The organism is Streptomyces sp. NPDC005070 (assembly GCF_053600395.1).
On record NZ_JBSFZS010000040.1, the window covers coordinates 1 to 16,006 of the forward strand.

Here is a 16,006-nt window from a genome sequence, read left to right on the forward strand (position 1 = left end):
GCCCGGCCCGCCGGACCCTGGGCGGGGGAACCCGGACCGGACAGGGACACGAACGGCGTGGTGGAGGTGGACCGCACCGTGAATGCGGTCGGCTATGTCGGCCTGGGCGGAGACAAGGTCCTGATCGGCTGGCCGTTCGCCGGACAACGGGTCACCCTCAGGCTCGACGGCCGGGTCCTGCAGGTCCTCGACGAGCAGCGTGTCCTGCAGGCCACCCTGCCCAGCCCGCTGCCGGCCTCGGCCTGCGGACACCTGCAAGGAAGCCGCCCGGCCGGACCGCCCCCGCAGCTGCCACCGCCCGCCGAACAGATTGCCGAGCGGACCGTCAGCAGCGTCGGCGGCTTCATGGTCGCCGGACAACGCATCCAGCTCGGCCGCGGCTATGCCCACCAGGTCATCACCGCCCACCTGGCCGAAGACGTCATCCGCGTCTTCCACGGCACCGAGCTGATCACCACCGTCCCGCGCGTGACCAGGAAGGAGGTCGTCGTCCGCAAGTCCGGCGAACACCATCGCCGGAAGATCGTCTAGGGCAGACGTCAAGCATCACCCGACGCCAACCCGTCAACCATCAACTGAGACTCGACACGTCCTCAGGGGGCCGCTGTGATCGTTGCGCTGGGTGCTCGCCAGGCGTTGGTGTAGAACGCTGGGTATGGGGAGTGAGCGGCAAGAACGAATGCGGGCGCTGGGGGCGCATCTTCGGGCTCTGCGCGTGGATGCCGGCCTGACGGGTGCCGTGTTGGCGCAGCGGGCTGGGGTGGGTCAGCCGACGGTTTCCAAGGTGGAGAACGGGCGGATGGTTCCCAGCCGTGACGTCCTCGATCGCCTGTCCGGAGCTCTCGGCCTGGACGCTTCTGCTGTAGCGGAGTTGCGGGTGGCTCTCGCCGAAGTTGAGTCGACTCCTTCCGCGGGCGCAGACGAGAACCTGTCGGGCTCGAGCAATTCCGCGGATGCCGTTGTCGACCTGGCGGTGCGCGGGGCCCGGCTGGTTCGGTCCTTCCAGTGCGTGGTTCTGCCGGCCACGCTTCAGAGTGCGGAGTACGCGCGGCACGTCTTTGGGAGCATGCCCGGTGCGGATGCGGCCGAGGTGGGCAAGGCTGTTGCGGCTCGGGTGGAGCGACAGAGTGTCTTGTACGAACCCGGACGGGAATCCGTCTTCGTGGTGACTGAGGGCGTGCTCCGGACGTGGCCCGGCAGTCCGGCCCTGATGCTTGCTCAGCTCGATCGGCTGCTCGCGGTGGAGAGCCTGACCACCGTGCGGTTCGGGGTCCTCCCCTGGGACCGGCCGGTGCCGGTCATGCCGCGACACGGCTTCACCTTGTGCGACCAGGAGACGGTTGTGGTGGAGACCTTCCGGGACGAGCGGGCGGAGAAGGACCCGGACGTGTTCGCGTCGTACGAGGAGACATTCGCCCAGTTCGAGCGTGCGGCTGTCTTCGGTGATGAGGCGCGGGAACTGCTGATGCGGATCATGGGCGATCTGCGAGTCCTGCCTGAGGACGTCACTCCATAGAGGAATAATTCCTCTGAATGCCTAGAAGCTTGGCGCGTCTAGGAATACTCTGCCTGCGTGTTGTCTAGCCCTCTAGACGAGGAGTGTTCCTCTTGCTTGCGAAGTGGTGCCGTCCGTTCCCTGGCCTGCCGCAACAGGTCGCTGAAGCCCGATACTTCGTCGCCGCCCTGATGGAGGCCGAGGGTCCCCGCATGGTGGAGAACGCCGTCCTCATCGTCAGTGAACTGGCGTCCAATGCCGTCCGGCACTCCCGGAGCGGCCGTAAGGGCGGCTGGTTCCTCGTGATCGTCGTCTTCGACGACGATCGGGTGCGCATCGAGGTGATCGACGAGGGAGGCGACGGTAGACCGCAACTGCTCGCCGCCAATGACTGGGAGGAGGAGGGTGGGCGCGGGCTGCTGCTGATGGCGACCTGCGCCAAGGGCTGGGGTGTGAAAGAGCGGGTGCACGGCCGGTCCCTCTGGGCCGAGCTCGCGCGAGCCGGCGCATGATCCCCGTCGGCTTGGCCGACCGCGCGGCGTTCTCTGTGGGTGGCGGGGCGTGAGCCCTCGTGGCGTCCCTGGCTATCGGTCCGGCTTCTATGTGGTTGATTTTCGTACGGGACGGCGTCTCCCGCCCGATCCGTCTAGGGCCCTAGACTCCTGGGGGCGTCTAGGAGGTGTGGGCATGTCGAACGAGTTGCAGCGGATCGCGGCCATCGATGATCCGTATTTGCTGTTGCGCGAGGTCACGACCAGGTTGGCCGACGCGCAGCAGGAAGTTACGGAACTCGCCCGGCTGCGCCGGCGTGTGGTTCAGGACCTGCATGCGCAGGGGCTGTCGTACGCGCAGATTGCCGAAAAGGCCGGCCTGAGCCGCGGGCGGATTCACCAGATCCGGCACACCGGGCCTGCACCGGAGGGTGCCTTCCTTGGTGCGGGCGCCGTCACCGTCATCACCCCGCTGCGGTGGGACGGCGAGAAGAAGCGGCCTGTCGTCGCCATGGCTGACATGAATTCCGGGAAGCGGCTCGAAGAGCTGGCCAAGTCGTACGGGCTCGACGTCAGTTCCGGGCACGTGCAGGTGGGCGGTGAGGTCGACCTCAACCGTGACGGTCTGGTCGTCGTCTGCGGGCCGGGCATGTCTCAGGCAATGAGCGCCCTGTACGCCCAGGATCCCGTTCTTGCCTGGGAGCACCCTGACGGTGAGCCATGGGCTCTGGTGGACCGACGTACCGGTACGTCGTACGGCGCGGGAGCGGACACCGAGCCGTACCGCCCGCATGACGTCGGATATCTCGGCCGACTGCCACGCCCGGACGGGAACGGCTCAGTGCTTGCCATCGCTGGCATTCACACCGCAGGTTCCCTCGGCGTCGTTCATCTGCTTGCCTCCGACCTGAATGGGCTCTGGGGGCAGGTGGGCGAGCGTCACTTCTCGACGCTGGTGGGTGTCGAATATGACCCCGAGACCGACGAACCTAGGTCCGTCGAGCTGCTCTGTCCCCTCTACCTGCACGACGAGGTGACGGAGGCGTGAATGTCGCCCTCGGCTCGAAACCGGCCGAACCGTCGCGGGAGAACGAGGACTTCGCCGCCGCCGCTCCCGGTGCGGCCGTCCTCCTCGACGGGGCTGGCGTGGCCGGGGCGGAGACCGGATGTGTGCACGGCATCGCATGGTTCTCCGCGACCCTGGGCGGCCTGCTGCTGAGCGCTATCACCACGCAACCCGCCCGGCCCCTCGTCGAGTGCCTGGCCGACTCGATTCGGACTGTCCGCTTCCTGCATGAGGACACCTGCGACCTGACCCATCGAGCCAGCCCGACCAGTACGGTCGTCGCCGTCAGGGTAGGCGCGGGATTTCTGGAGTACCTCGTACTCGGTGACTCGACGCTCCTCCTTGCCGACCTGGACGGGAAGACGACCGCCGTCACAGACCAACGCTTGGACGAGGTGGGTAAGCGGCTTCGCGCACCGGTCGACGTGCTGCCCACCGGTTCACCTGAACACGTGGTCGCCTTGGCGGACTACCGCGATGCCCTGACGGGACTGCGGAATCAGCCAGGCGGTTTCTGGATCGTCGGGCCTGACCCGCTGGCGGCCGAGCATGCCTTCACCGGGTCCGTGCCGGTGGAGTCGCTCACCTCGGTGACGCTGTTGAGCGACGGCGCGACGCGACTCGTTGACCTCTTCGAACTCGCCACCTGGCAAGAGACGTTGGCCGCTATCAGGTCGCCCGGTCCCGACGAACTGATCCGCCGTGTGCGGGAAGCGGAGGCAAGCGACCCTGACGGCCGGCGTTGGCCGCGAGGCAAAGTGCAGGATGACGCGACGATTCTGCACTGGGTTCTGTCGTAACGCTGTCCTGTGGATGATGGCGCGGTCAGCGGTGAGGCTCATCGTGGGAACGAGGACTCCTCGCCGACAGCGGCGAGCAGTTCGAACGGGAACTCTCTGTCGGCCTGCCCGATCGTGAGCCCGAGCCAACGGCCGGTGGACGGTATTCGCCACGCCAGCATGTTGACGGCGAGGCCGCACAAGGAAGACAAAGGCTCAGGGGCGGGCTCGGTGTTGGGATAGTCCGGGTCGTCGAGTCCGAGGTACGGCCACAGGTCGACCGCGTTCGGATCGCCCCAACGCTCAGTCAGAGCGTCGGCTACTGCGGTCAGGTCGGCCTCCAGTTCCTGTACTGCTGGATCGACGACTTCGGGGCTTCGGTCCTCCCAGAAATCCTGGGTCGCCCGCAGGATGGCTATGTGGAAGCCGGCCCCGCCCCAGCCGTGTTCCGTCTTCGTGTCCCCCTTCCTCTCGGGGAACTGCTGGGTGATCAGAGTGTCGATGATCGACAACTGGTCAGCAGTGGAGTTTGCGGGCTGGTTCCGGGGCGGCATGGGGATGGAGTGTAGGGCTGGCGGCACATGGGGTGCCGGTAAGAACGCTGTCACCAGCCGCAAACGGCGGTGATCACTCGATGAGGGCGCTGACACGGTTCGCGTACTCGCAGTGGGCCTTGCGCTGGGCCGGGACCGATGCGGTGCCGTCGAGTTACCTCAGGAGTAGAGGTGACGGCACTTTCAAGACAGTCGCAGCCCGGTGAAACGGGGCACCGGGTGCATCGCCCGGGGATGCGGCAAGAACGCTCCGGCATCGGCCGCCGAGAGTTCACGTGCACAAGCAACGGCGCGAAGAAGTGACCCCCGAAACCGGCAGGCGTCTCGACCTCAGGCACTCGGGCCATGGCCCGGCGCGGCGCCTGACAGGCGTGCCCCTCCACGCCGACGGCCGGGCGGATATCCCGGTACGCCTTCCGGTACGCATGACACGAGCCGAGTTTACGAATCTACCGCCCAGTGTTAAATTTGTAGCTATGTCAAAGGTTCCGTCCGCCCAGGTCGTACTCGACAGCGCTTACCGCTGCTTCTGCCGCAACGGCTTCCGCCGCACGACGATGTCCGACATCGTCGAAGAGGCACAGCTGTCGCGTCCGACCGTCTACAAGTACGCCGGGACCAAGGACGCGGCATTCGCCAAGGTCATCCAGGCGAAGCTGGAGCGGGCCTCGGCGGCGGCCGAGGAGGCGGCGCACGCTGCGGTCACACCGGAGGAGAAGGTGCTCGGCGTGCTCGCGGTGAAACTGGACGTCGCCATCCGACTGTGGAGCGACAGCCCCCTGCACGCCTACGAACTGCTGTCCGCCGCCACCGTCCACGCCCCCGAGCTGATCACCGCCTATACGGACCACCTGGCCGAGCTGGTCACCGCGGCCCTGGCCGCGGTCGTTCCCCAGACCGCCCCACAGGCGGCCGGCGTGCTGCTCACGTTCACCCGGGGCCTGGAGGACGACCTGCGCGACGCCGAAACGGCCCGCCGCGACCTCAGGACCGGCGTGCAGATGATCACCCACGGGGCACTGGGCCGCCCCTCCCCCTCAGTCCCCGCCTGACCCGCCAGCAGACCGCAGCCGGAAGGTACCCGTCATGAGCACCACCCCCACCCCCGTCCACTACCGCGACCAGCAGGCATGGCGCGACCTCCAGCAGTTCCTGCCCGCCCGCCTGCGCCTGAGCGACGACACCGCACCCGAGGAGGAGTTCTGGGACTGGCGCGGACACCGCGTCCACCTCGATCGCTACCCGAACCCCGCCGCCAAGGCCAAGATCGTCCTGCACCACGGAGTCGGCACCAACGGACGCCAGATGTCCCTCATTCTCGGCGCCCCGCTCGCACGGCGCGGCTTCGAGACCGTCGCCCTGGACAACCTCGGCTACGGCCTCACCCAGGTCAAGCCGGGCATCACACCCTCCTACGACGACTGGATCGACCTCGTCGTCGACTTCCTCGCCTTTGAGCAGTCCCGCGACGACCGCCCGATCGTGCTCTACGGGCTCAGCGCAGGCGGCATGCTCACCTACCACGTCGCCGCCAAGGCCCCCCGTAAAACCCTCGCCGGTATCGTGGGCATGACCTTCCTAGATCAGCGCAGCCAGCAGGTCCGCGACGAGACCTCCCACGACAAGCTCACCGCACGCGCGGGCGTCCCCTTTATGAGCTTGGCGGCCAGGACCCCGGCCGCCAAGATGAAGTACCCGATGAGCCTGGCCGGCAAGATGTCCGCCCTCGCCAACGACCCGGGCGCCATGAAGGTCTTCATGAAGGACCGCACCTCCGCCGCGAACTGGGTCAGCATCCGCTTCCTGGACCGCTACATGAACTACGTCCCGGCCGTCGAACCAGAGAACTTCGACGCTTGCCCGGTCCTGCTGACCCAGCCCGCCGAAGACCACTGGAGCCCCCACCACCTGAGCCTGCCCGTGCTCTCCCGCATCACCAAGGTCCCCGTCACCACCGTCATGCTGGACAACGCCGGCCACTATCCCCTCGAGGAACCGGGTCTTCAGCAGATGCAGGACGCCATCGCAGACTTCGCCACCAAACACACCACCTGACACGCGCCCGCCCGCGTACGGACCGTCCTGGCCGACGAGGGTGACGTTGCGGCACCGGCCGCCGTCGCAGAAACAGGATGCCGGGGCCCCGGGGAAACCGGCCGTACTGCGTGTAGAACTTCAGCAACACGGCGAAGCCCAGTCGCGTCGCACCGCGCTTGCCGGACACGAGCCCCTACTCGTCCTTCAACAGCGTCCAGTGCTCGACCAGGTCGTCCAGGTCCAAAGGGGTGCGGGCCACGGTTGTCGATCGTCCTCTCGGGGCTCACCCCACGCAGCTGTGCGACCCCGGACTCACCCACGCGAGTGACACCCGCGCAAGATCACCGTCGTTTGCGGCTGGTGACAGCGTTCCTACCGGCACCCCCACATGGGGTGTCGTTCCTCCTCCACTGGCTGATCCGGTTGGCACCTCGGTGATGTGTCCCGACATCTCGTATACCCCCCTAGACAATTGACGGGCCGTCGGCTTACTGTTGTCGTCAACCCCCCTAGACAGTGGGGGGGGGGGCCTCCCTGTGCTGTCTAGGGGGGTATCCAAACAGGCTGGCGTCGGAAGCGGCGTCACAGACTCAGTGAGGTCAACAGAATGCGTGTCATCCCCGTGGACACTTCGGCCGCGACGCTGCTCGTCACCAAGTTGCCCGAGGTGAAGATCAAGGACCGGCAGACGGGCGAGATCGCCGTCGACCCGGTGACCAACGACCGGTTGATGGTCCTGGAGGTGGTGTTCATCGCCCAGGGCGGCTCGGACATGGTCAAGGTGACCGTGCCCACCAAGGGCATCGGCGAGGGCCTGGTCATGGGTACGCCGGTGATCCTTTCCGGCCTGGTCGCAAGGCCGTGGGAGAGCGAGTTCGGTGGTCGCGCCCGGCACGGGATCGCCTACCGGGCCGATGCGGTCATGGCCAACGCCCCCGTCCCGGTGCAGGGCTGAACGCCATGACCGACTCCGTGTGGACTCTGCTCCTGGGGCTGGTGGCCGTGGTCGTGATCCTGCAAGTACTGCGTCACCGGTTACCCGTCGTCTTCTGGTGGCTCATCGGCTATCCGGTCGTCGCGCTGCGCGTGCTCACCACCTACCGCGCCACCATGGACGCGTGCGGCCTGACCGTCCCGGCCTCGGCTGTGCGGCGGGCAACGGCCCGGATGATGGGGCGGGAGGCGTCCCCCGTACCACCGCGCCGGTCGCTTCCTCTGCCCACCGGATCGGGGCTCGTGATGCGACTGCGCATGGCGACCGGGCAGGCTCCGGAAGACTTCACTGCCTCCGCCGATCGGTTGCGCCACGCCTGGGCGGCGCACGCCGTCCATATCCGCCCCACCAAGCCCGGACGCCTCGAATTGCGACTCATCGGCTGGGACGTACTCGCCAACGTGCGTCCCGCCCGGCGCCGGCTCACCGGCGGACCGCTGACTCTGCCTCTCTCCCTGCGGGACGACGGGAGTTGGCACGTACGAGACTTCCGCACCGTGCCGCACGAACTGATCCTCGGCGCCACTCAGTCCGGCAAGTCCGTCTACCTGCGCAACCTGTTGTGCGGTCTGGCCCGGCAACGGGTCGTCCTCGTCGGCATCGACTGCAAGTGGGGCGTCGAACTGGCTCCATTCGCACCCCGGTTGTCCGCGCTTGCCGACACCTCGGACCGTGCGAACGAACTCCTGGACGTGCTCCTGGAGGAGATGGAGGAGCGGTTCAGGCTGATCGGCGTCACCTCCGGATCGGGCCCGGACGCCGTGCTCACCTCCGACGTGTGGGGCCTGCCCGACGCGGTGCGGCCCGTGCCGATCGTGGTCGTCGTCGACGAGGTGGCGGAACTCTTCCTCGCCGCGAGCCGCGATGACGAGAAGCGCCGGGACGCCATGGTTACCAAGCTGATCCGCATCGCCCAGCTCGGCCGCGCCGCCGGCATGTATCTGGAGGTGTGTGGGCAGCGCTTCGGCTCCGAACTCGGCAAGGGCGCCACCATGCTGCGGGCCCAGCTCACCGGCCGCGTCTGCCACCGGGTCAACGACGAGTCCTCCGCGAACATGGCTCTTGCCGACATCTCCCCGGAGGCCGCGCTCGCCGCGACCGGCATTCCCGCGGACCGTCTTGGCGTGGCCGTCGTCGGAGACTCCTCGGGCGGCTGGTCTCGTGCCCGCTCGCCGCACCTCACCCTGGACGACGCCGCAGCCGTCTGCCGCGCCACTGCGGGCCTGGTCCCGGACCTGCCTCGACTCGCCTCCTTCCGGCTGGCCGTCGCTCCGGAGGCCGTGGAGAAGCCCACGCCCTCAACCGCCGCCGCGACTGCCCCGCACCCGGTGACCGAGTAGCGGCACCTCTTCCCCCGGTCGGCGTGACCGCCTCGCGCCGTCTCCCTACCCCTCCCATGCCTCGAACCGGAAGGAGTCCGTGCCGATGCGTGCCTTCCTGGCCCGTGTGGACGCCGTGATCATCCAAGCCGTCATCGCGGGCGCCCTGTCCTTCTCCCACCTGCACGACCTGGCCGAAGCGGCGGGCCAGGGCGGCTGGAAGGCGTGGGCCTATCCCGTCTCCGTCGACCTGCTTCTTGTCGCTGCCTGGCGGCGCATGCGTGAACAGCAACGTGCTGGGCTCCCGGCCGGTGGGTCTCGGCTGTGGTTCCTGGTCGCCCTTGCGGCGTCCCTCGGCGCGAACATCGCCACCGCCGGACTCCTCGACTTGGCCCACGTTCCCGCCCTGCTCCGCGTAGTCGTCGCGGGCTGGCCGGCCGTGGCCTTCTTCGGCGGCACGCTGCTGGCCCACACAGCCCGCACCTCGGATGCCGCTGACCGTAGTGCGTCGACTGGGTCCGAGGTGGGGGGTCGATGCCGCTCGTCCCCACTCCCGCGATCGTCGAACCGACAGTCAGTGACACGGCAGAGCCCATCTCGGCCCTGGAGCCCGCGGCCGATCCGAGCCCGCCGCCCGCGCCCGCCTCGGCCGTCCACCTCCCGCCCGCCCTCGTCGACCGCGCCCAAGCGCTCGCCCGAGAGCTCCGCTCCAGTACCGGCGAACCCGCCGACCCCGACACCGTCCGTGCCCGGCTCGGCCTGCCCGCGTCCATGACGCCGGCCGTCGCCGCGCACCTCTGACCAGGGAGACGCCCGCCATGAACCCGCGCTTCCGCGACGTCCGCCGAATCGGCCCCGTACAAGTCGCCTCATACATCTCCCGGGGCCGAAACCGCCACGTCGCAGCCTGCACCGCCCCGCACTGCGACTTCTCCACCGAGTACGACAGTCGCGCCGCCGCCGAACTTGCCGCCCGCACTCACCGCTGCCGCGCCTGACAGGAGACGACAGACATGCACGTTCCGCTCTGGCTCGCCGTCCTCGCCGTCGGGGTCCTCGGAGTCCGGCTGGCCCACCCGCCGTGGTGGCTCGTCGCCGTGCTCCTTCTCGGCGGCTACCTCGCCGCCGGAAGCTTCCTCGCCCCCGCCATCGGCCCTGTCCTCAAGTAGCCCAACCGCGCAGAAAGGAACCCCGTCCATGTTCAAGCCCAAGTACCCGGCCCTGGATACCGCCCCGGTGCCGTCCGCGGCAGTCCACAGCCCGGCTCCCTTCCAGCGTGTTGCGCAGCCTGCCCCCACAACTGCGGCTTCGAACCGGCCCACGGTGCAGCTCACCCCGGGGAGCGTGCTGGCCCTCGTAGCGGGCGGCTCCGCCGTCGTCCTGGTCGTGGGGGCCGTCCTGGTCTCCATGCTGCTCGCCACCGCGATCACTGCTGCCTCCGTGGCCGTCTGCGCGGTCACCATCCGCTCGATCCTCAAGAGCGACCGCCGCTGATCTCGCTTCGTCCGCGCACTGGTTTGCCCACGATGTCTAGCCCCCTGGACAAGCCAGGCGCTGTCTCGAACTCGTTCCCTCAAGGAGGAACCCGCACATGCGCCCCGAGGCTCCGACCGGAGCCGTCCGCCAACTGGCGACCCTCGCCCAGCACAACGACCTGAGCACCTACGCGCACCAGATCCAACGACTCGGCGGCTGCGAGCAGCCCGTACGGATGGAGGGGCACCGCCTGGACGTCCTCGCCGCCACCGGCGAAATCGTCCGGGAGATCGTCGACCGCGACCTTCCCGCCGGGCAGCTCCTCATCCGTTGCAACAACCGCCGCGCAACCCGTTGTGGAGCCTGCGCCGAGGTCTACCGCGAGGACACCTTCCACCTCGTCACCGCCGGCCTGAGCGGCGGCAAGGGCATCGGTCCCGCGGTCGCCGAACACCCCCGCGTCTTCGCCACCTTCACCGCACCGTCCTTCGGCCTTGTCCACAACCGGCCCGGTGGCGGCCGCTGCCGCTGCGGGCGTCTGCACGTGAACGGAGACGTCGAACTCGGCACCCCGCTGAACGCGGACCGCTACGACTACCGCGCCGCAGTCCTCTGGAACGCCCACGCCGGAGCCTTATGGGCCCGCTTCGTCACGTACCTGCGCCAGCAGCTCGCATCTCGCGCGGGCATCGGCCGCTCGGAGCTGCGCGACTGCCTCAAGGTGTCGTACGCCAAGGTCGCCGAGTACCAGCGACGGGGTGCCGTCCACTTCCATGCAGTGATCCGCCTCGACGGGCCGGACGGAGCCGAGGACACTCCGCCAGCCTGGGCCACCACCCAACTCCTCACCGACGCCATCCGCTCGGCCGCCGCCCTCTCCGAGACGCCCGGCCCGGCCCTGGACGGCCGCGCCCACACCTTCCGCTTCGGCCGCTCGACGTCCGCCCCATCCAGTCTGCCGACTTCACAGGCCCCACCAACCTGAGCAGCCGTGCCGTCGCCGCGTACATCGCCAAGTACGCGACCAAGGGCGCCGAAAGCGCGGGCACCCTGGACCGCCCCATCCGCAACCCCGTCACCGACCTGATCGGCGCCGAAGTCACCGACCACGCCCGGCAGATGATCCTCACCTGCTGGCGCCTCGGGGCCCTGCCCGAACTCGAAGAACTGCGCCTGCGTAAATGGGCCCACATGCTCGGCTTCCGCGGCCACTTCTCCACCAAGTCCCGCGCTTACTCCGTCACCCTCGGCTCCCTCCGCCAGGAGCGCGCCGACCACAACGAAGCCCTCACCCGCGAACGTGCCGCCGAGGCGGGCTACCCGCTTCCCGAGCCGGACACCGTCCTCGTGCTCTCGCACTGGCGCTTCGCCGGCACCGGCCTGACCGCCGCCGAGTCCTGGTTTGCCACTGTCCGACCCAAGACGTCAGGTCCGGACGAGGGAGTACCCGCATGAGCGAGCGTCATCTCTCCGTCGACCAGGTAGCCGAGCTGCTCGGTACCTCGGTCCGCTTCCCACGGCGGTTGATCGAGGAGCGCCGCATCCGGTACGTGAAGGTCGGCCGACATGTGCGCATCCCGGAGAGCGCGGTCGAAGAGTTCATCCGGTCCCGCACCGTGCAGCCGCTGAGGCGGTCTCGTCCCCGCTATGGGAGGGCCGCCTGATGGCCAACAGCAAGGGCAGGCGGCGCCGGTTCGGTGCAATTCGGCGGCTCAAGTCCGGTCGCTATCAGGCCCGTTATCCAGGGCCTGATGGGGTGATGCGTCCGGCGCCGTTCACCTTCGAGACGACGGCGGACGCGGACGACTGGCTTGCCGAGAAGCAGACCGAGATCCGTCGGGGGGAGTGGCGTGACCCCGAGGTGGGAGCCGTGAGTTTCCGCGCCTACGCGGACAAGTGGGTCGAGGAGCGGGAACTCGCCCCGCTGACCCAAGATCTCTACCGGTACCTCCTCGACAAGCACCTCTTCGCCTTCGCCGAGTCGGACTTGGACGAGATCACCGCACCTCGCGTCCGCGAGTGGCGCACCGAGCGGCTGCGGGCCACCGGTGCCAAGACGATCACCGCCAAGGCATACCGGCTCCTCAAAGCAATCATGGAAACGGCCGTTGACGACGAGCTGATCCAGCGCAACCCGTGTCGGATCAAGGGCGGCGGCAAGGAGAAGGCCGTCGAGCGGCCCATCGCGACCGTCCCCCAGGTCGACGCCCTCGCCAACGCCGTCGGGATGCGCTGGCGCCTCATGGTCTACCTCGGCGCCTACGGCCCGATGCGGCCGGAAGAGCTGGCCGGCCTCCGGCGCCGAGACGTCGACCTCGACGCCCTGCGCATTCGCGTCCGTCTCGCCGAGCCGGAGCGGATGAACGGGCGCCGCGTGCAGGGGGAGACCAAATCCGAGGCCGGTACTCGGACCGTCGTCCTTCCCGCGTTCCTCCGGCGTGAGCTGCGCTGGCACCTGGAGTCGTACGCCGAGGAGGGGCCAGACGGTCTGATCTTCGTCGGGGAGAAGGGAGCTCCCTTCCGGCGCAGTACCTTCGGCACGAAGTGGAGAAAGGCACGGGCGTTGGTCGGCATGCCGGAGGGCTTTCGCTTCTACGACCTGCGCCACACTGGGCACACCCTGTCCACGCGCTCCGGCGCGACGCTCAAGGACACGATGGTGCGGGCCGGTCAGTCCTCGGAGCGGGCAGCGCTGATCTATCAGCACTCCGACGATGATCGACAGCAGGAAGTTGCTGCCGGGCTCGACGCGACCGTCCGCAGGGCGCGCCAGGGAGTGCAGGAAGCTGCTGCCGTGCCAGTAGAGGACACCGATGATCCAGACGAACACCGTTCTGGCACGGATCTGGCACGCGGCGAGTAGTCACAGCGGACAGCAAAAAGGCCCGGGTCGATGACCTGGGCCTCTGTCATGGAGCGGGTGACGAGAATCGAACTCGCACTCTCAGCTTGGGAAGCTGATGTTCTACCACTAAACTACACCCGCGTAAGACGCCGGTTGGGCCGGTGTCCGAATGCTCGCTCACTGTACCTCATGCCCGGATCCCGGCGTCGAAGCCGCGGGGCCGGTTCGCGTCACGGAGCGTGGATGCGGCTGCGGGGGGCCGGAGTTGGGGCGTACGGTGGGGGCGTTGAAGTGGGTCCGGGTGGGGGCGGAGTGCCGCCTGGAGAGCCGTCCCTTTCATCCCGTAATGTGGCGTTCGTGGTCAGGGCATCAGCCTGACGCGGCTCTTGGGAAAGGGACTCTGGGACTTGATGGAGCGCACCGTCGTCCGTTGTGCCGAGGGGCACGTGTTCAGTACCGCTTCGTTCCCGATGCAGCAGGCCGAGCGGCTCGGCCCCGGCCGGCTGCTCCGGTGTCCACGGTGTGCCCGGCTCCGCAGTGTGGTGCCGGTGACCCTGGAGAGGGCAGGGACGGAGCAGTAGTAGGGGAAGCAGTACGGGCGCGCGGTGCCGCACGATTGTGGTGGCTCCGCGCGCCGTGCGTATCCTCAGGACGTGCTTCTCTCAGACAAGGACATCCGGGCCGAGATCGACGCCGGGCGGGTCCGGATCGATCCCTACGACGAATCCATGGTGCAGCCGTCGAGCATCGACGTGCGGCTCGACCGCTACTTCCGGGTGTTCGAGAATCACCGCTACCCCCACATCGACCCTGCGGTCGAGCAGGCGGATCTGACGCGGCTCGTCGAGCCCGAGGGTGACGAGCCGTTCATCCTCCACCCCGGAGAGTTCGTTCTCGCCAGCACGTACGAGGTCATCTCGCTGCCCGGCGACCTCGCCTCGCGGCTCGAGGGCAAGAGCTCGCTGGGACGGCTGGGCCTGGTCACCCACTCCACCGCGGGGTTCATCGACCCCGGGTTCTCCGGGCACGTCACCCTCGAGCTGTCCAACCTCGCGACCCTGCCGATCAAGCTGTGGCCGGGGATGAAGATCGGGCAGCTCTGCATGTTCCGGCTCAGCTCGCCGGCCGAGTTCCCCTACGGCAGCGAACGGTACGGCTCCCGCTACCAGGGCCAGCGCGGGCCGACCCCCTCGCGGTCCTTCCTGAACTTCCACCGCACTCGGGTCTGAGGCGATGACCGTGTCTCCCGCCCGCGAGAACCTCACCTATGAGGGGTTCGGCGTCGCCGTGCGCGAACTCGCCCAGACCATCGCCGACGACGGGTACGAGCCCGACATCGTGCTGTCGATCGCCCGTGGCGGTGTCTTCGTCGCGGGCGGGCTCGCCTACGCCCTCGACTGCAAGAACATCCACCTGGTGAACGTCGAGTTCTACACGGGGGTGGGGACGACGCTGGAGATGCCGGTGATGCTCGCCCCCGTCCCCAACGCGATCGACTTCTCCGACAAGAAGGTCCTGATCACCGACGACGTCGCCGACACGGGCAAGACGCTCAAGCTCGTGCACGACTTCTGCGTCGGCGAGGTCGCCGAGGTCCGCAGCGCCGTGATCTACGAGAAGACCCAGTCGCTCGTGAAGTGCGAGTACGTCTGGAAGCGCACCGACGAGTGGATCAACTTCCCGTGGAGCGTCGAACCGCCCGTCGTCCGGCGGGCCGGGCAGGTCCTCGACTCGTAGGCCACGGTTCGCGGAACTGAGAAAGAGGGGCTCCCGGCGGTGTGCCGGGAGCCCCTCTTTCTCAGTTCCGGGCGGGTGTGTGGGCCGCCCGCGGCGTCAGAACGTGCCCAGCTTGATGATCGACAGGATCGCGATGAGCTGGATGGAGGACGCGGCGAGGGCCTTCGGCCAGGGGAGGTCGTGGGACTTGCCGACCATCAGGGTCAGCAGAGCGCCCGCGGCGACCCAGGTGATCCAGCCGAGGAGCTTCACGAAGGACGCGTCGCCGCCGAGGAACATGGCGAAGAGCAGGCGCGGGGTGTCCGTGATGGACATGATCAGCATGGAGAGGCCGACGGTGGGCTGCCAGGCCCCGTCGCCGCCGAGCTGGCGGGCCAGGGTGTGGGTGACCACGCCGAGGACGAACGTGCTGAGCACGAGGGCGACAGCGGTCGTCAGGACGATCGGGACGGCGTTGGAGAGGGTCGCGGTGATGGCGTCCTCGCGGGCGCCGTCGAAGCCGAAGACCGCGATCAGACCGTAGAGGAACGTCACGATCAGGGCCGGGGCCCACATCGTGTAGTCGCGCATCTGGAGGAAGGTCCGGTTGGGGGCCGTCACTATGCCCTTGAGCAGGTCCTTCCAGTGCAGCCGGGGGCCGACCGGCGGTGCGGCCGCCTGGCCCGCCCGGTAGACGTCCCCCTGGTTGTAGGGGTCCTCGCCGATCGAGAAGGCCTGCGTGTGGCCGGGGCTGTTCGCGGCGTACGGGTCCGGGTTTTGCTGCGGGTGCCCGTCGCCGAAGTACTCCGGCTCGCCGCGCCCGCCGTCGTACCCGCCGCCCTGTCCGCCGCCCTGGGGCCAGCCGCCCTGCTGTCCGCCGGGGTAGGGCTGACCGCCCTGCTGCTGCCCGCCGTACGGCTGCTGTCCGCCGTACTGCGGCTGCGACGGCGCGCCCGGGTAGCCGTACGGCTGCTGCCCGCCTCCCCGGGGGGACTGCTGTCCACGTCCCTGGGAGGACTGTCCGTACGACGGTTGTTGTTGCGGTCGCCCTTGCGGTGCACGGTTGTCCCGGCCGCCGCGTCCGATCCTGAATCCAGCCACGTTATCGAACGTACCTGGTCCCGAAGAGTGACGTGCGGGAGCCGGGGCACCAGGCCCGGCATTGGGGCCGAGCTGTGACATCCCCTAAGGGGCGCCACGGACGGGCCTCCAGGGGACGGATGTTCGACGAATG

17 protein-coding genes, 1 tRNA gene and 3 pseudogenes are annotated in these 16,006 nt (G+C 68.5%); 18 read left to right on the forward strand and 3 right to left on the reverse strand.

All coding sequences use genetic code 11. The features are described from left to right. From ACWEBX_RS15835 to ACWEBX_RS15855, 5 genes and pseudogenes are all read left to right on the forward strand, one after another. Positions 1-531: pseudogene (locus ACWEBX_RS15835) on the forward strand (IS481 family transposase); the annotation flags it as partial. 184 nt (positions 532-715) lie between these two features. Beyond that, positions 716-1,516, forward strand: a complete 801-nt coding sequence (locus ACWEBX_RS15840; protein ID WP_451885426.1) for a helix-turn-helix domain-containing protein — start codon at positions 716-718, stop codon at positions 1,514-1,516. A gap of 92 nt (positions 1,517-1,608) precedes the next feature. Further along, positions 1,609-2,007, forward strand: a complete 399-nt coding sequence (locus tag ACWEBX_RS15845) for an ATP-binding protein (RefSeq protein WP_451885427.1) — start codon at positions 1,609-1,611, stop codon at positions 2,005-2,007. 175 nt (positions 2,008-2,182) lie between these two features. Next, the gene (locus ACWEBX_RS15850; RefSeq protein WP_451885428.1) at positions 2,183-3,034 is read left to right on the forward strand and encodes a sigma factor-like helix-turn-helix DNA-binding protein; all 852 of its coding nucleotides are present in this window, start codon (positions 2,183-2,185) and stop codon (positions 3,032-3,034) included. Beyond that, positions 3,031-3,852, forward strand: coding sequence for an integrase (locus ACWEBX_RS15855; RefSeq protein ID WP_451885429.1), 822 nt, complete (start codon positions 3,031-3,033; stop codon positions 3,850-3,852). The genes ACWEBX_RS15850 and ACWEBX_RS15855 overlap by 4 nt, the downstream gene beginning before the upstream one ends. A 38-nt stretch (positions 3,853-3,890) precedes the next feature. On the opposite strand, the gene ACWEBX_RS15860 is transcribed toward ACWEBX_RS15855, so the two are convergent. After that, positions 3,891-4,385, reverse strand: coding sequence for a hypothetical protein (locus ACWEBX_RS15860; protein WP_451885430.1), 495 nt, complete (start codon positions 4,383-4,385; stop codon positions 3,891-3,893). Between the two features lie 476 nt (positions 4,386-4,861). Here ACWEBX_RS15860 and ACWEBX_RS15865 point away from each other — a divergent pair, with 476 nt between their 5' ends. The 11 genes and pseudogenes from ACWEBX_RS15865 to ACWEBX_RS15915 all read left to right on the forward strand — a co-directional run bounded on the left by ACWEBX_RS15865 (position 4,862) and on the right by ACWEBX_RS15915 (position 13,074). Continuing rightward, the gene (locus ACWEBX_RS15865; RefSeq protein WP_451885431.1) at positions 4,862-5,437 is read left to right on the forward strand and encodes a TetR/AcrR family transcriptional regulator; all 576 of its coding nucleotides are present in this window, start codon (positions 4,862-4,864) and stop codon (positions 5,435-5,437) included. A 34-nt stretch (positions 5,438-5,471) separates the two neighbouring features. After that, entirely contained in the window at positions 5,472-6,440 is a 969-nt protein-coding gene (locus tag ACWEBX_RS15870; RefSeq protein ID WP_451885432.1) for an alpha/beta hydrolase, read from the forward strand. Between the two features lie 589 nt (positions 6,441-7,029). After that, positions 7,030-7,377: an SCO3933 family regulatory protein gene (locus ACWEBX_RS15875; protein WP_451885433.1), complete on the forward strand. Its 348-nt coding sequence runs from the start codon at positions 7,030-7,032 to the stop codon at positions 7,375-7,377. A gap of 5 nt (positions 7,378-7,382) precedes the next feature. Beyond that, complete coding sequence (locus ACWEBX_RS15880) at positions 7,383-8,756, forward strand: FtsK/SpoIIIE domain-containing protein (protein WP_451885434.1); 1,374 nt, start codon at positions 7,383-7,385, stop codon at positions 8,754-8,756. Between the two features lie 85 nt (positions 8,757-8,841). Further along, positions 8,842-9,536: pseudogene (locus ACWEBX_RS15885) on the forward strand (DUF2637 domain-containing protein). Positions 9,537-9,553: 17 nt separating this feature from the next. Next, complete coding sequence (locus ACWEBX_RS15890) at positions 9,554-9,733, forward strand: mobile element transfer protein (RefSeq protein WP_451885435.1); 180 nt, start codon at positions 9,554-9,556, stop codon at positions 9,731-9,733. 15 nt (positions 9,734-9,748) lie between these two features. After that, positions 9,749-9,904 carry a hypothetical protein gene (locus ACWEBX_RS15895; protein ID WP_451885436.1) on the forward strand — a complete coding sequence of 52 codons (156 nt, stop codon included), beginning with the start codon at positions 9,749-9,751 and terminating at the stop codon, positions 9,902-9,904. A 28-nt stretch (positions 9,905-9,932) separates the two neighbouring features. Then, positions 9,933-10,229: a SpdD protein gene (locus ACWEBX_RS15900; RefSeq protein WP_451885437.1), complete on the forward strand. Its 297-nt coding sequence runs from the start codon at positions 9,933-9,935 to the stop codon at positions 10,227-10,229. Between the two features lie 97 nt (positions 10,230-10,326). After that, positions 10,327-11,666 (forward strand): annotated as a pseudogene (locus ACWEBX_RS15905) (replication initiator). After that, the gene (locus ACWEBX_RS15910; RefSeq protein ID WP_451885438.1) at positions 11,663-11,875 is read left to right on the forward strand and encodes an excisionase family DNA-binding protein; all 213 of its coding nucleotides are present in this window, start codon (positions 11,663-11,665) and stop codon (positions 11,873-11,875) included. Before ACWEBX_RS15905 ends, ACWEBX_RS15910 begins: the two are co-directional and overlap by 4 nt. Further along, positions 11,875-13,074, forward strand: a complete 1,200-nt coding sequence (locus ACWEBX_RS15915; protein WP_451885439.1) for a tyrosine-type recombinase/integrase — start codon at positions 11,875-11,877, stop codon at positions 13,072-13,074. Before ACWEBX_RS15910 ends, ACWEBX_RS15915 begins: the two co-directional genes overlap by 1 nt. Before the next feature lie 49 nt (positions 13,075-13,123). Here ACWEBX_RS15915 and ACWEBX_RS15920 read toward each other — a convergent pair. Next, positions 13,124-13,197: transfer RNA gene (locus tag ACWEBX_RS15920), tRNA-Gly, on the reverse strand. A gap of 512 nt (positions 13,198-13,709) precedes the next feature. On the opposite strand from ACWEBX_RS15920, the gene dcd reads away from it, so the two are divergent. Both dcd and ACWEBX_RS15930 read left to right on the forward strand, forming a co-directional pair. Beyond that, positions 13,710-14,285 carry a dCTP deaminase gene (gene dcd / locus ACWEBX_RS15925; RefSeq protein ID WP_451885440.1) on the forward strand — a complete coding sequence of 192 codons (576 nt, stop codon included), beginning with the start codon at positions 13,710-13,712 and terminating at the stop codon, positions 14,283-14,285. A gap of 10 nt (positions 14,286-14,295) precedes the next feature. After that, a complete protein-coding gene (locus ACWEBX_RS15930; RefSeq protein ID WP_451885477.1) occupies positions 14,296-14,793 on the forward strand; it encodes a phosphoribosyltransferase in 498 nt (165 codons plus the stop codon). Positions 14,794-14,889: 96 nt separating this feature from the next. On the opposite strand, the gene ACWEBX_RS15935 is transcribed toward ACWEBX_RS15930, so the two are convergent. After that, positions 14,890-15,954 carry a Yip1 family protein gene (locus ACWEBX_RS15935; RefSeq protein WP_451885441.1) on the reverse strand — a complete coding sequence of 355 codons (1,065 nt, stop codon included), beginning with the start codon at positions 15,952-15,954 and terminating at the stop codon, positions 14,890-14,892. Between the last annotated feature and the right edge of the window lie 52 nt (positions 15,955-16,006).